Below are 13,832 nucleotides of genomic sequence, written 5' to 3'. Positions count from 1 at the left end.
CCGACCTTTTTCTTAAGCGCATCAGCAGTTACTGGATTGGCGGGAATGGCTGAACCTCCCGGAGTGACTACACGCGGAAAATAATGCACCAGATTGGCACTTGAACTGCCGTTGTTAGAGAGCTTAAGCGTATAGGCCAGAATATTGCCACCGGTTTGCGGCCAAATATTAACATCCTCCAATGCGGCAGTGACTCCTTGGCCTAATTGAATCGGATTGATTTTGACGGTTGCTGTTGTTGCTGCTGCTGACGTTGTGCCTGCTGCTTCCGAAGAAGGAGCAGCTATCCCTCCGGCCACTTGACCAAGAACGATGGTGCTTAAGAGCAGAGCAACGTATGTATTTTTATGCTTTCTCACTTTCTTTCCCCTCCCAAGTCTATTAACTAGAATTATTATAGTTGTTGGCTGGAAGGTAAATGTAACCAAGTTGTAACTCTATGATGCGAATTTGTAACCTTTTTGTGCCAATGTTTCAAAAAAACAGCGCAACATGCGCTGTTTTCAGAACGGTGACCGTTAATAAACCCTAATCGTCTGCGTCACTAAGAGCCGAAAGTACGGCGGTACTGGCTCGGAGGCATACCTTCTGCCAGTTTGAACACTTTAATGAAGTAGCTGGATTGATGAAACCCGGTCTGATCTGCAATCTGCGCAACAGACAAATCGGAAGAGACCAGCAGCAGCTTGGCCCTGGCCAGACGGCAGTCACTCAAATAACGGTTCGGTGTCTTCCCCATGATGGACCGGAAGAGCCGCAAAAAGTGATAGCTGCTGTAACCCGCAAGCCTAGACATGCTCTCCAGTGTCCAGGGACGCTGGCAATCCTTATGAATCATGTCGGCTGTACGCCTAATGGAATGTCGGATCTCCAGGGGCACCGATCCATGAAGCGGCTCGGAATTTTGCAACAGTGTAACCAGAATTTCATAAAGTAAAGCCGAGAAACGAGGTTCACTCCGGGTTTCATGGACTGCGCTAAGCTCGAACAGCTCATCAAAGATAGACTCCAGCCCGGCATCCGGATCGAATGTAAAGAAATAACCGCGCGACTGATCTGCTTCCTCCAGTAGCGGCAAGGAAATGGCTGTATTGAAGTGAACCCAGCGCACCTCCCAGGGTCTGCGGGGATCAGAGCCATATTGCTGATATGCCCCTCTAGGGAACAGAAAGCCGCTTCCCCTTCCCATGGGAATCCGTTCTCCCTCCTGAAAAACATAACCCGTCCCCTCAAATACCAGATGGAGATTGTAGCTGTTCAGTACTCCCTCGCTTCTCCGCTCCGCATGCTGCGGAAAATGATTGTAATGCCCGAGAAATTCCGGATAGCATACATAGTGGGCGTAAGCCGGGGCGGGCAAGACCCATTGCTTTTTCATTTCGTCCTCCCTCTATTCTATACTTGGAAAGCAAGCACGCAATATAGTCATATAATAGCAATATTATGTTATATCAGTTTTTATGTACCTGATAATACAATAGATTCATATAATGTTCAAAGCATATTTTTACACTTGGAGGAACCTATGAAGAAACCAGTTGCAGCAGATCGGTTCGAGCTGGGCGTATGCTATTACCCCGAGCATTGGCCGGAAGAGATGTGGGAAGATGATTACCGCCGGATGGTGGAAACAGGCTTCACGATTGTCCGTATGGGTGAATTCGCCTGGTCTATTTTTGAACCTGAAGAAGGTGTCTATCAGTTTGAACTGTTCGACCGCGCCATTGATCTGGCCTACCGCCATGGACTCAAGGTGGTGTTGGGTACACCGACGGCTACGCCTCCTGCCTGGCTTACCGAACGATACCCGGAAGTGCTTAATGTGACTTATGAAGGTGTTACTCTTCAGCATGGAATGCGCCGGCATTACAATTACAGCAGCCCCAAATACCGCGAGTTATGCGCCAGGATTGCCGCTCAGCTTGCAGCACATTATGGCAACCACCCCGGAGTAACCGGCTGGCAGATCGACAACGAGCTGAACTGCGAGATCAGTGAATTCTATTCCGAAAGTGACCACAAGTCTTTCCGGAAGTGGCTGCAAGATAAATACGGCTCCTTGGAGAAACTGAATGAGGCATGGGGTGCAGTCTTCTGGAATCAGAGCTACACTAACTGGTCTCAGGTCTTTTTACCGCGTCCTACCCCGGTCCCGAGACAGCCTAATCCGCATCAGGCGCTGGACGAGAAGCGGTTTATCTCTGATAATACGATTTCGTTTGCCAAGAATCAGGCTGATATTATCCGTGCAGCTGCGCCGGATCAATGGGTTACAACGAACGGGTTATTCGGCCATTTGGACAGTCATCAAATGAGTAATGAGCTGCTGGACTTTTTCAGCTATGATTCATATCCCCAGTTCTCCAGCATTCATACTGATCCTGGTGAACGAAATCCGCTGGGTGACCGGAGCTGGAGCCTGTCCCTCAGTGTTGTGCGTTCCATCAGTCCCAACTTTTGCATCATGGAACAGCAATCCGGTCCAGGCGGCTGGGTGAACCGTATGGACATGCCCTCACCTAAACCGGGGCAGATGCGGCTTTGGACGTACCAGTCCATCGCCCATGGCGCAGATATGGTGTTGTACTTCCGCTGGAGAACGGCAACCATGGGCAATGAGATCTATTGGCATGGCCTCAATGATTACCATAACCAGCCCAACCGGAGAGTCCGGGAAGCGGCGCGGATCGGCCAGGAGCTGGCGGCATCCGGCCAAGAGATCATTGGGACACGCGCTGAGGCCACAGTAGCCATTCTGCGGGATTATGACAATGAATGGGACGGTGAATATGATGTCTGGCACGGCCCTTTCATGTGGCAGAGCAACAAGGAATGGTTCAAAGCGCTGCAGCGGCAGCACATTCCAAGTGACATTATCTACTTGGGCGGCGCTACAACCATAGAGGAACTGTCCCGTTATCAAGTGTTGGTCTATCCGCATCCGGCCATCATGACAGATGAAACAGCGGCACTGTTGGATGAATATGTGCAGCAAGGCGGGAAACTGATCTTCGGTTGCCGGACCGGCTACAAGGATAAGCGTGGACAATGCTATATGCGGCCTTTTCCCGGGGCGGCAAGACAGCTGTGCGGGGTAACAGTGGAAGAATTCACTGTGGTTAAAGGCACACGGCGTCCCACCTTTATCAGTTGGACTGAAGAACCGGAAGCACTGACGGGAGCCGACGCTTTTAACGATATCCTTCACGTGGAAGAAGACAGCGTGGAAGTCATGGCGACCTACGCTTCCGATTATTATAAAGGAAAACCGGCCGTTACCCGTAATCTCCGTGGTAAAGGCGAGGTGTGGTATTACGGAGCTGTATTCAATGAAGAAGCTGCGACAAGAATCATTGGTGCTCTAAATCTACGTTCACCGGCTGAACATTGGCTGGAGCTGCCAAGTGAGGTCGAGCTGCAAATCCGTCAAGGCGAATCCGCCAGCCTCACCTTCCTGCTGAACTACAGCGAAGAGCCTGCAGTGATCTCACTCAAAGAACAGAGAACAGATTTGCTGACAGGAGAAAGCATTTCGGGAACCTACAGTATGGAAGGATTCGGTGTGCTGGTGCTCAAATAATAGGATAAATACAATTTGAAAGTCCCGCTGCAGAACTATCTGCAGCGGGACTTTTTCGTGAAGTTAGTGCACAGATTACATTACTTGAAGCAGATGGATGATCTCCATCAGTCACTTCTTCGCTGACTTTCTTGTTTCACAATGCCTCATACAGAGCACCGGCAGGTTCATTTTCGGGTTTTTCAGGAACAATATCCTTGCAAACCACCGTTAATTATTAGATATTAATATAATCTGATTTCATTTCATCTTGATGATTCCATTGATAAAAAGGAGGAGCAACCATGAAGCTGGAGCCTGTACAGGCGTCAGAAACACTTGACGCGCAGGGCAAGGAGGACAGCTTCCTGCAGGGAGTTAAGGATTGTATCCCCACTTTGCTCGGGTATTTAAGTATCGGCTTTGCCGCCGGGGTTGTCGAGAAAACGGCCGGTCTTTCCATCGCTGAAATAGCTATGATTTCCATCATTCTCTATGCCGGCTCCGCCCAATTCATCGCGGCGGGAATGATAGCCGCAGGAAGCACGGGGGCCAGCATCATCATTACGATCCTGCTTGTGAATCTGCGCCACCTGCTGTTAAGTGCTGCGTTGTCCCCTTATTTCCGCCACCTCACACCCATGAGAAACCTGCTGATAGGCGCACTCTTAACCGACGAAACCTTTGGCGTCGCCATTCAGGAGAGTGCGAGAAAAAAACACATCAGCGAGAAATGGATGCATGGACTCAATATCACCGCCTACCTGAATTGGTTGTTCGCGAACCTCGCAGGTGCTGTTCTGGGACAATGGATCTCAAGCCCGGAGCAGTGGGGACTGGACTTCGCGCTTCCGGCTATGTTCATAGGACTACTGGTGCTGACCATACTGAGCAGGAACAAATATGCACTGGATCTTATAGTTGGAGCTATAGCCGTAGTGGTTACGGTCGGTGTCTCCATCCTGTGGTCGCCTAATTTCGGCGTGATCGCTGCAGCTCTAATTGCACCTACGATAGGGATGGTGATGCAAAAATGGAAATAAGACTGGATATCTTCTTGATTATCTTCGGAGCCGCATTGGTTACGTTCATTCCGCGGGTACTTCCGATGATGCTGCTAAGCCGGATCTCCATTCCCGAATGGGGGATGCGCTGGTTGAGTTATGTACCCATTGCGATTATGTCGGCGCTCGTCGCCCAGGAGCTGTTCATTGAGGAAGGCAAATTCACTTCACTGTCTTCCAATGTGGAACTGATCGCCGCCTTGCCCACCTTCTGGGTGGCCATAAAGACGCGCAGTTTGCTGGGAACCGTGCTTACCGGGGTTCTCTCACTCATGCTTCTGCGCTTGTTACTGTAACTCCCCCGTGATTGCTGTCATCAGGCAAGTTAGCTGTTTCCCCCCAGATTCCCCCTGTATAGCTGCCGATGTTCATGATCGCCTGCTGCGCTTCGGGCAGCAGTGCGGCCATGAATTGAAACACACTCCACATGTTCTCCCATACTTCCAGTGTAACCTCTACTCCATCAGCACGTGCACGATCGGCCAAACGTTCCGCATCACTGAGCAGCACTTCTTGATCGCCAACCTGAATATACAGATGGGGCAAACCGTGCAGATAGAGCCGTAACGGAGAGAGAATCGCAGGCTTCTCCCCGGAAGAACCGCCTAAGTAATCCTCCAGAATTCTCTGATTGCCCTCCCGGCTCCCCGTTGGATCTGAATCAGCCAGGCTATCATAAGAATATCCGTCCAAATGTACGAGATCACTATGCGGTGAGAGCAGAAACGCCCCTGCTGGCATCTTCTCCCCTGCATCCCGCACACTGATCATTGTCATCAAGGCCAGAGTGGCCCCTACCGAATCGCCGCCAAGGATAATGTCATCCGGCGAATATCCCTCCGCCAGCATCCAGCGGTATGCATTGAGGCAATCTTCATTTGCGGCCGGATAACGGTGCTCCGGGGCAAGCCTATATTCCACTGTAAGTACAGGAACACTGCAGGCTGAAGATAGTCTTGCCGCCAGATCACGATAGATCTCACAGTTCCCGGAGATAAACCCTCCCCCGTGAAAATATAGGATTGCTCGTTTTCTTCCTTCCGCTTCAATGCAAGGAGCGATGACCCATTCACCAGTCAACTGCCGGGTCGTTACCGGCTTCACCTGTACATCACCCGGAAGCGCCGGCAATTGCTTGGCGGCTTCGGCCATTTCAGAACGAATTTGCTCTGCCGGCTTTCCCAAATTGCCGCCTGTTTGTTTTAAGAAGCTTTTCATGGCTTGAAGCTGTTCGATCGGTGTTTGCATCCTGTTCATTCCTCCTACAAGGTTTTGTCTGGATTGTAAACCCTGTAGTATGGTACGCAGTCAAGAGGCAATCTGTATTCCGGGTTCTTTATGGCTCCATCTTAAGAATATGCAAGGTTTCCTGCACCCCCGGATGTCTCTCGGCAGATTCGAGGTTGCTCTTCAGATCGCCTAACAGCGCCTTCGTCTTTTCCCGCTTTGATATTTCGAGGTCAATGCTGATGACTTTCTGCTCAATAACTGCGATAAAATCAGCGATCCCGATACTTCCGTCTGCCGACCTCACCAGTGCCTTCTTGATCTCCCTCAGCGTAAACCCGCAAGACTTGGCATTCTGGATAAAGACGATTCGATTCAATGTCTCATGCGTATATTGCCGGTAACCGGATGCCGTCCGCTGTGGTGCCGGAAGCAGCCCGTGCTTCTCATAATATCTAAGTGTTTCAATATTCACGTTTGCCTCTTTTGCCAGCTCCCCGCGCAAATACCGGGCCATCCTCTCCACTCCTCTTCGTATCCAACTATATAGATTGAACTTATAATTCTTCTATTTTGGGATTGGCCGTGACTACAGAGAATGTTTGGACTTCCGGCCGCTGTTAGGTTTGGATTTCCTGAATTTAACCGCGAATCGCGGTAGAAATCCAAACCTAAAGGCGGACGCTGTCGCTCCTCCAGTTCCAAAATTCCCCTCCGCCACTTTTCCCACATGTAATTCTTAAGTTCAATCTATATATGAGAATTATTTCAGCCGGTCCTTCAAAGCTGAGACTTCTGCTGCCTGCGGCTCCTCCTCTCCGTATCTCGCCTGATTGTAAAGCCTAAGCAAACCTTCAGGAACTGCCGGGGTATTGCTGTCTCCATTACGGCGGCGGTTCTTCCCGCCAGTCCATTCCTCCACATCCGCTGCCGTCTCTTGTGGAGTAAGAAATCCTTTCACTTCATATCCTTCGTTCCGATTGCTGTTAAGCCAATGGCGATACATCCAGCGTACCTGCTCACGGCCTCCATTCATTCCTTCCCAGCGGTCACTGTGTCTGCGCAGCTTCAACCGGCTGCTCCAGTAATCCCGAATGCCTTGCACAGTCTTTCCCCAGGCGAAGATGCTCTCTTCTTCATCCTGAAAGGCATTATGCTCCTGCGGCGTTTCTCTCCGCAGCATGGACAGCAGGGCATCCAGTGCTCTGCGCAGCACTCCGCCTGTATTTCTGTAAAGCCAACGCAAGACATAATAAAGCAAAACAAGAATTGCCGCCGCTCCAATGGCATAAAACAAGACTTCGAAGATCATTGCCAGCAAACCCGGTTCATGAGTCTCGGCCGGAGGCAGCTCTAGTGGCTGCGCCGGAGGAGCAGCTTCAGGCTGAATCGGTTCCTCTGTTCCGTTAAACAACGCGATGATCCATTTCATAAACATCCGGACTGTATTCCATAGAAGCATGCCTACAGCTTTGCCCCCGCCTGCCGCAAGCAAGCCGGCCACGACAATAAACAGCAGGACAAACATCCGGTTATGCCGTCTTATCCCTGCAGGCAGGCGCGCGGATTCACCGGCAAAAGAGCTGTAGCGAAGAAAGCTGGTATTCGTATCCAACAGTACTAATACCAGACACAGACTTCCACACCAGGTTAACAAGGACAGGTTGGACTCAAGTACAGGAATCCGGGTATTGATGATTGTAGCTGTAAAATAAACGGCAATTCCGGCAATGTACATTCCATTCCGGTTATTCCGGGAAGCGGCAGTCATCCCCAGATAAGCAAACAACACGCTGCAAGCGATAAAAGGAAGTGCAAAAATGGACAACTCACCGAATAAAAATCCTGACGCCACCCCCAGTAGCAGAGCGGAAAGCAGCTGCTTCCACTTCCGGTTGCATAAATGCCGCAACAGCACCCCGGCCAGCGCCAGGAGAGGCAAAATGTACATCCATGGCAGGATAGCCTGCCCGGACTGCTGGTAGCTTTGAAGCAGAACCCATACCGGAAGAAATAGAAGCCATTCTATGAGACAGGCCAACCATAAAGTTAAAGACGCTTTCATTCGGGGACCTCTAGCAGTGTTCATGCAGACTCTCTCCCCTCATCCGGAATGTCGAGCCATTCCACGCCATTTCCCAGCAGTCTTAACTGCTCAGCTGCCAGCTCAAGCTCTGGGCCTCGGTGACAGGTAATAATCAGATAATCATTATCTTTATGCCCTTCTTCAGCCACTAACTCCAGTAGTCTTGACATGGGCAGCGTCCTGTCCAGGTTCAGCCGGGCCAAGAGCCCCAGTACATCCTCCAGTTGGCCCATCGGGTCTGCAGTCACCGGCTCCCGCTCACCTCCACCGTCCATTCTCCCGTTGCTAAGCAGCCCGGTGTCGATCCCGTGCCCTATTGCATACTCTGCTATCGTCGCTGCATAACGGATTCCCAGCTCAATCCGTTCCTTATCTGTAACGGTTCTCCACATGGAGTCACTGATCTCAACATTCAGACAAAGGAACAGCCGGGAGTCGGCGGTGTAATCTTTTTGATGCACCTGCATATGCCCGGCTCTGGCCGTTGCCTTCCAATTAATAGACGCAAGCGAATCCCCTGGACTGTACTCTCGGGTTCCGGCCGTCAGAAAAGGATCTTCAATAATCCATCTTTTGACCGGCAGTTCTCCCAGCCAGCTGTGTATCGGCAGCGGTAGCTCATAAAGGTCTATAATCTCCGGATAAACCAGCAGTTCCAATTGTAAGGAGAACGCCTTGCTGTTCCGGCTCATGCCAAAGAGGTCTCCGGTGGTCATCGTGACGCTTTCCAGCTTGAACAAGCCTCTTTGCTGACAACGGACCTGATGGCGACGTTTGATATGCCGGTAAGACCTCAGAAAAAACATACTTACGTGGTTCTGATAAATCTCCCCGCTGCTGACACCTAGATTCTCCTGGCTGCCGAACTCCAGACCCCGGGCTATGCTGGACTCCAGCCGCAGCCAGGGCAATGGGAGCAGCTTATTGTTGGCTATCTCCTCAACCATCTCCACCTGCTCTCCTTCATAGGCGGTTTTGGCCGAGAAATAGCGGGTGTAGCTGACTTTCTTCAGCGCATGTCGCTGATAGACAGCAGAAATCAACAGCAGCAGCAGGAGCGTGCTGAGGATGAACCAGGGCAGTGCCATCTCTTACTCCACCCTTCCGCCGCTTGTTGCCGGGATCGGCTCTGCCGGCACCTCCACTTCGCGCAGCTTCTGGAGTACCAGCTCTACGGCTTGCCCCTCCCGGGATCCCGGGCCGCGCTGCAGCACCAGCCGCTGGGCAAGGACGGGAACTGCCACTGCCTTGATATCATCCGGAATCACATAATTCCTGCTTTGAATCAATGCATACCCCTGGGAAGCACGCAGCAAGGCGAAGCCTGCCCGCGGACTGGCTCCCAGCTTGATCCCCGGTGCAGTGCGGGTTGCTTCGACGATCCTGATCATATAAGCCAGCAAATCGTCGCTGACATTCACTGCAGCCGTAAGCTGCTGAATCTCTTGAATCTGCCGGGCGGTTGCTACCGCAGTCGTCTGATCAAGCGGATTGTTCTGGCGGAACCGCTGTAGAATATCAACCCCTTGCTCAAAGGTTGGATAGCCGGTCATTATCCGCATCAGAAATCGGTCAAGCTGCGCTTCAGGCAGCGGGAAAGTTCCCTGACTGTCAACCGGATTCTGTGTTGCAATGACGAGGAACGGCGCTTCCAGCTCATGGGTCACACCATCGATCGTAATCTGCCGCTCCTCCATGCATTCCAGCAGGCTGGACTGGGTCCGCGGCGTGGCCCGGTTGATCTCATCGGCCAAGAGAATGCTGGCGAATACCGGGCCCGGACGGAATTGAAACTCACCGGTCTTCTGATTATAGTAATTGATTCCGCTTAAGTCAGAGGGCAATAAGTCCGGAGTGAACTGAATCCGCTTGAACGTGCAGTCCAGCGAGCGGGCCAGTGTTTTGGCGAGCAGTGTTTTACCTGTGCCGGGAACATCCTCCAGCAGCACATGTCCATTGGCGAGCAGGGCTGTCAGCAGAAGGTTCACACCTTCCTCTTTGCCGACAATAACTTTAGCCAGATTGACTCTTATCGATTCTATTAATTGAGTTGCTTCTTGAAGATTCATAAATCAGGCACCATCCCATCGCTTTAGTGGTATGTATTAATTCCTAATCATACCAGAAAGCGCCTCCAATTTATAATAGATAAGTCTCCTGCGGCTATTTGGACGCCGTACTTATCTTGGAGCGGATGAAAGCAACAATGAAGTAATACACGGGGATGCACTCCACAATCACCCAAATAATCACAGTGCCAAAGGCATTGTAATTCTTATTGTATTGAGTGAGATTGAGCGAATACAGATAGGCAATTGTGATCGAACCGATCGTCAGGAAAGGGATCATCACTTTTTTTGCTTTCTGTTTGGTCAAGTACAAAGCACATTTGTGCGCTACATATATCAAAAAAGCGCTGTGTATAAACATTGAAGCAGACCATAATCCGATGAGAATCGGGTCCGAATTACCCAGTAGATCATCATGTGAGGAACTCTGGATCAATTGCAAATAAGGAAACTGCAGTTCCTTGCCGAAATGTGGACCAAAATTCAAGATGGTTATCAGCCATGCAGCCAGTACGGTCAGCATTACGCTAATCCCCGCAACAATCAGCCGTTTCTGCATTTTGTTGTCGATTTTGAGATCCGGGGCAACGAACAAAAACACCGTCCATCCCCCAAACCAGGACATTGTCGTGATTGAATCCTTGAAAGCAATCCCGGGATCATGGTAATGGAGCAGGGCAGGGAGCATTGAGTAGTCGGCATTTGGGATAAATATATAATAACTGAGCGCAGTGGAGAAGAGAAAAATCAGAAATAACCCGTCAGTCATATAGACTATCGTCGAAAAGCCCAGGTGAGCCGTATACATAATCACCAGCCCAATAACAATCTGAATAAACAGCGGTGGCGTCTCGCGCAAATAATTAGCACCAAAAAACAATACAAAATTCTCAATATCAAAGGAGACAAAATAAACACACCAGATCAGTAGAAGAAAAACCATTCCCCCATGCAGCCACTTCCCCATAATCTCCTTGCCAAAATCGACCCACGCCTCTCCAGGCTTTATCTTGCCCACCTGAATAGTAAAAAAAAGCGGAATCATCCCCAGTGCACAGCCTGCAATGATCGCTATCCAGCCCTGATAGCCTGAAGTTGTGAGTAAACCGGGTATCAGAAACATAGAGCTTTGTGAAGCGAGGTAGACAACGGTGAAACGGAACATCTGCCATTTGGATGTAGTCATAACGTCTCCTTGAGTATTCATTTATCTCTCCGAACCAAAATCCTCTATGGTGAAGTCAGCCGTTACTTTAATCTCGGCATGATGGGCGTAATAATCAGTCCAGCGTTCGCGGAGCTTACTCCACGCCTTCGGATAATTCCATTCCACCAGCATTCCAAGCTGCAGAACGTCAACCTGCGCGTCTTGCACAGTCCGGAGCGAGTCCGAAATTTCTTTTACAACCTGCTCCTGAAGCCTTCTCTTTATTAAAGGACTAAGTTTGCTGGCACTGCGGCCCTCTGAATCTTTAAAAAAGGTAATACTTGCGCCCCCTTTCACCTTTATATGAAAGACAGGACCTTTGCTTGTCATTTTCACAGAGCTTGAGGCGGAGTTTCTTTGGAATATAGCGCTGGCAGTGCCTTTACCTTCTTCATCCCAGGTTATCGTATATTCAGGCAGCTTCAATCTTCCGGCCAGATGTCCCGCCCCCCATGCCAAAGCCCTGCTCTGCTTTACATCCAGAATGCCCTTCATCTTAGCATCATGGAACAGCATAACCCCTTGTACACCTGCCCAATACTCCGTTTTTCCTTGCTCGCTCGTTTCGTCTTTCTTACCGAATGAAAGATAGTTCATCGCATACCCCATATTTGAAACTTCCGCTAATATACAATCCATAACGCTTGTATTGAACATGATATTCTCATTTGCGATATTCATCAGCACTTGGTCGGGAAGCTGTTCGAACACAGGAGATAACTTAAAAATATCTTTGGCCTTCCCGGGAGCAGCCATGATATATGTGCCGAGGGGAAATTCTGGTTTTCTTTCGAACCATTCCAGCACCTCCCCGATTCCCTGCCGGGCATATTCGTTTCCCAACACGACAATTTTGATGTGAGAGAGCTCAATACGGCGTGAAAGATCCTTTTGAATCATGATGTTCGCATCCTGGAGGGTACGCGCTGTCTTTGAAACCAAAGTGTAGGCTTTGCCGTCTCCGGTTCCGCTCCCTGTTTGCGTACCTGACATCAGCCTATTGGGTAGAGGTGAGCTGATGGATACCTCAACCGTTCCGGGTTCTTTGCCAACATCAATGTATAATCCATATACAAAAGTCAATTCATCCAGTTCCACCTTGGACCAGCAGCCGGTCAGATTCAGCAGCATTAGGATAATGACTGCCTGCTTTAAAAGTTTCATTGCCGCTTCTGTCTCCTTTGATTCTTCCGGTCTGTAAAGGATGTGCTGCGCTTATTCATGAACGGGGACGGAACACGAAACAGCGTATCCTTCAAATCCTGTAATACAAGCGGAGCGATCGGCTGCAAATAAGGAGTTCCAAAGGATTTAAGATTGGCCAAATGGCCGTAAATCATAAAAGTAGCCACAAATACGCCCAATAACCCCATCGTTCCACCCAGGATGAGGAGCACAAAACGCAGTAATCTGAAGGTCAAACCCAGCTCCAAATGGGGAATGATATAGGAAGCAATCCCGGTAATGGAAACGACAATAACCATCGGCGCAGAAACAATTCCTGCCTGAACCGCAGCCTGCCCGATTACGATACCGCCAATGATGGATACCGTCTGCCCTACCGGCTTAGGAATCCGGGTTCCCGCTTCTCTAAGTGCTTCAAAGGTCAGCTCCATTATCAGCGCTTCGGTCAGGGCAGAGAAAGGGATGTTTTCTCTTGCCGCAGCAATGGTAATCAACAGATCAGAAGGAATGATCTGCGAATGAAAGGTTGTAATCGCAACATACAACGCAGGCAGCAGCATGGATATAATAGAAAAAAAGAAGCGGACCAGCCGGATCCAGCTGCCGGCATAAAAGCTTTGGTAATAATCCTCGGAGGATTGCAGCAGCGAGAACAAAGTTACCGGTGTCAGCAGAGCGGATGGAGTCCCATCCTGCAGCAGTCCCACCCGCCCTTCCATTAATGAGGCTGCCACTGAGTCAGGGCGTTCTGTATACTGGAACACAGGAAAAGGCGAGAAATTCCCCTGCTTCATATGCTCTGCCAAATAACTGATGCCAAGCACACCGTCGATCGACATTTTGCGTAATGTATCTTCAATTGAAGCCAGAAGCTCCGGCTTGTACAGGCCTTCGATATATACCACATACACATCGGTTTTTGTATATTTGCCGATAGAGAAATGTTTGGTCTTTAGATCGGCATGTTTAATTTTATGGCGCAGCAGCGATAAATTGGTATCAATATCTTCGATGAAGGCCTCCTGGGGGCCGATGACAACCAGCTCGTTCTGTGATTCCGATACTGAACGTTTCTGATAGTGGGCGATCTCGAAATAATATAAATAGGGCAGCCCTTCGATACAAAGCACCGGATTGCCGCTGACTATCAGCTCTACCGCCCGATCGGGGTCAAATACCTTGATATAAGGAATGGCAAAAGCAGATCCCCGGTCGAGCCGTTCCAGAAAACGCGGCCAATCCGGCTCGGAATTCGCTTCGGATTTGAGCGGAGATGACACAAACTCCTGCAGACTGAGTGTATCTACAATGGAAGGAATGTAGACCAGCATGCAGGCATGACCATATACGATAATAGACTGGTATACGGCATCGCTGCATCCCGTAAGCTGCTCTTTTATATTATCCAGTATGCTGGCTGTCATCTCGCTTCACC

General features: G+C 50.0%; 12 protein-coding genes and 1 pseudogene. 3 read left to right on the top strand and 10 right to left on the bottom strand.

Features of this window, described 5'->3' with window-relative positions:
• Positions 1 to 359 (bottom strand): annotated as a pseudogene (locus ACAN56_RS34825) (hypothetical protein); the annotation flags it as partial.
• Between the two features lie 185 nt (positions 360 to 544).
• The gene (locus ACAN56_RS34820; RefSeq protein WP_038591434.1) at positions 545 to 1,378 is read right to left on the bottom strand and encodes a helix-turn-helix transcriptional regulator; all 834 of its coding nucleotides are present in this window, start codon (positions 1,376 to 1,378) and stop codon (positions 545 to 547) included.
• Positions 1,379 to 1,525: 147 nt separating this feature from the next.
• Between ACAN56_RS34820 and ACAN56_RS34815 the strand changes: the two genes are divergently transcribed.
• The 3 genes from ACAN56_RS34815 (at position 1,526) to ACAN56_RS34805 (ending at position 4,919) form a co-directional block, all read left to right on the top strand.
• Positions 1,526 to 3,580 (top strand): beta-galactosidase, encoded by a 2,055-nt coding sequence (locus ACAN56_RS34815; RefSeq protein WP_379148623.1) that lies wholly within the window; start codon positions 1,526 to 1,528, stop codon positions 3,578 to 3,580.
• A 284-nt stretch (positions 3,581 to 3,864) separates the two neighbouring features.
• Positions 3,865 to 4,602 carry an AzlC family ABC transporter permease gene (locus tag ACAN56_RS34810; RefSeq protein ID WP_038591428.1) on the top strand — a complete coding sequence of 246 codons (738 nt, stop codon included), beginning with the start codon at positions 3,865 to 3,867 and terminating at the stop codon, positions 4,600 to 4,602.
• Positions 4,593 to 4,919: an AzlD domain-containing protein gene (locus tag ACAN56_RS34805; protein WP_379148619.1), complete on the top strand. Its 327-nt coding sequence runs from the start codon at positions 4,593 to 4,595 to the stop codon at positions 4,917 to 4,919. The genes ACAN56_RS34810 and ACAN56_RS34805 overlap by 10 nt, the downstream gene beginning before the upstream one ends.
• Here the strand turns inward: ACAN56_RS34805 and ACAN56_RS34800 are convergent.
• From ACAN56_RS34800 to ACAN56_RS34765, 8 genes are all read right to left on the bottom strand, one after another.
• On the bottom strand, positions 4,894 to 5,871 hold the full coding sequence (locus tag ACAN56_RS34800; protein WP_379148616.1) for an alpha/beta hydrolase: 978 nt from the start codon (positions 5,869 to 5,871) through the stop codon (positions 4,894 to 4,896). The genes ACAN56_RS34805 and ACAN56_RS34800 overlap by 26 nt on opposite strands.
• Positions 5,872 to 5,959: 88 nt before the next feature.
• A complete protein-coding gene (locus tag ACAN56_RS34795) occupies positions 5,960 to 6,367 on the bottom strand; it encodes a MerR family transcriptional regulator (protein ID WP_052092060.1) in 408 nt (135 codons plus the stop codon).
• A 246-nt stretch (positions 6,368 to 6,613) separates the two neighbouring features.
• Positions 6,614 to 7,915 (bottom strand): hypothetical protein, encoded by a 1,302-nt coding sequence (locus ACAN56_RS34790; protein ID WP_379148612.1) that lies wholly within the window; start codon positions 7,913 to 7,915, stop codon positions 6,614 to 6,616.
• Positions 7,916 to 7,935: 20 nt separating this feature from the next.
• Positions 7,936 to 9,024 (bottom strand): DUF58 domain-containing protein, encoded by a 1,089-nt coding sequence (locus tag ACAN56_RS34785; RefSeq protein ID WP_379148610.1) that lies wholly within the window; start codon positions 9,022 to 9,024, stop codon positions 7,936 to 7,938.
• A gap of 3 nt (positions 9,025 to 9,027) precedes the next feature.
• Positions 9,028 to 10,005 (bottom strand): AAA family ATPase, encoded by a 978-nt coding sequence (locus ACAN56_RS34780; protein WP_379148607.1) that lies wholly within the window; start codon positions 10,003 to 10,005, stop codon positions 9,028 to 9,030.
• Positions 10,006 to 10,099: 94 nt separating this feature from the next.
• Positions 10,100 to 11,191, bottom strand: a complete 1,092-nt coding sequence (locus ACAN56_RS34775; RefSeq protein WP_379148604.1) for a GerAB/ArcD/ProY family transporter — start codon at positions 11,189 to 11,191, stop codon at positions 10,100 to 10,102.
• A 21-nt stretch (positions 11,192 to 11,212) separates the two neighbouring features.
• Positions 11,213 to 12,376, bottom strand: a complete 1,164-nt coding sequence (locus tag ACAN56_RS34770) for a Ger(x)C family spore germination protein (RefSeq protein ID WP_379148601.1) — start codon at positions 12,374 to 12,376, stop codon at positions 11,213 to 11,215.
• Entirely contained in the window at positions 12,373 to 13,821 is a 1,449-nt protein-coding gene (locus ACAN56_RS34765) for a spore germination protein (RefSeq protein WP_038591408.1), read from the bottom strand. Before ACAN56_RS34765 ends, ACAN56_RS34770 begins: the two co-directional genes overlap by 4 nt.
• Positions 13,822 to 13,832 lie beyond the last annotated feature (11 nt).

It is taken from the genome of Paenibacillus paludis (assembly GCF_042610515.1).
GTDB lineage: Bacteria > Bacillota > Bacilli > Paenibacillales > Paenibacillaceae > Paenibacillus_AQ.
The sequence above is the reverse complement of the archived record's forward strand: the minus strand, read 5'-3'. Positions and strand labels throughout refer to the sequence as shown.

Excerpts from the sequence above, each read along its gene's own strand:
- ACAN56_RS34820 (WP_038591434.1), bottom strand. The coding sequence starts at position 1,378 with ATGAAAAAGCAATGGGTCTTGCCCGCCCCGGCTTACGCCCACTATGTA.
- ACAN56_RS34815 (WP_379148623.1), top strand. The coding sequence starts at position 1,526 with ATGAAGAAACCAGTTGCAGCAGATCGGTTCGAGCTGGGCGTATGCTAT.
- ACAN56_RS34810 (WP_038591428.1), top strand. The coding sequence starts at position 3,865 with ATGAAGCTGGAGCCTGTACAGGCGTCAGAAACACTTGACGCGCAGGGC.
- ACAN56_RS34805 (WP_379148619.1), top strand. The coding sequence starts at position 4,593 with ATGGAAATAAGACTGGATATCTTCTTGATTATCTTCGGAGCCGCATTG.
- ACAN56_RS34800 (WP_379148616.1), bottom strand. The coding sequence starts at position 5,871 with ATGCAAACACCGATCGAACAGCTTCAAGCCATGAAAAGCTTCTTAAAA.
- ACAN56_RS34795 (WP_052092060.1), bottom strand. The coding sequence starts at position 6,367 with ATGGCCCGGTATTTGCGCGGGGAGCTGGCAAAAGAGGCAAACGTGAAT.
- ACAN56_RS34790 (WP_379148612.1), bottom strand. The coding sequence starts at position 7,915 with ATGAAAGCGTCTTTAACTTTATGGTTGGCCTGTCTCATAGAATGGCTT.
- ACAN56_RS34785 (WP_379148610.1), bottom strand. The coding sequence starts at position 9,024 with ATGGCACTGCCCTGGTTCATCCTCAGCACGCTCCTGCTGCTGCTGTTG.
- ACAN56_RS34780 (WP_379148607.1), bottom strand. The coding sequence starts at position 10,005 with ATGAATCTTCAAGAAGCAACTCAATTAATAGAATCGATAAGAGTCAAT.
- ACAN56_RS34775 (WP_379148604.1), bottom strand. The coding sequence starts at position 11,191 with ATGACTACATCCAAATGGCAGATGTTCCGTTTCACCGTTGTCTACCTC.
- ACAN56_RS34770 (WP_379148601.1), bottom strand. The coding sequence starts at position 12,376 with ATGAAACTTTTAAAGCAGGCAGTCATTATCCTAATGCTGCTGAATCTG.
- ACAN56_RS34765 (WP_038591408.1), bottom strand. The coding sequence starts at position 13,821 with ATGACAGCCAGCATACTGGATAATATAAAAGAGCAGCTTACGGGATGC.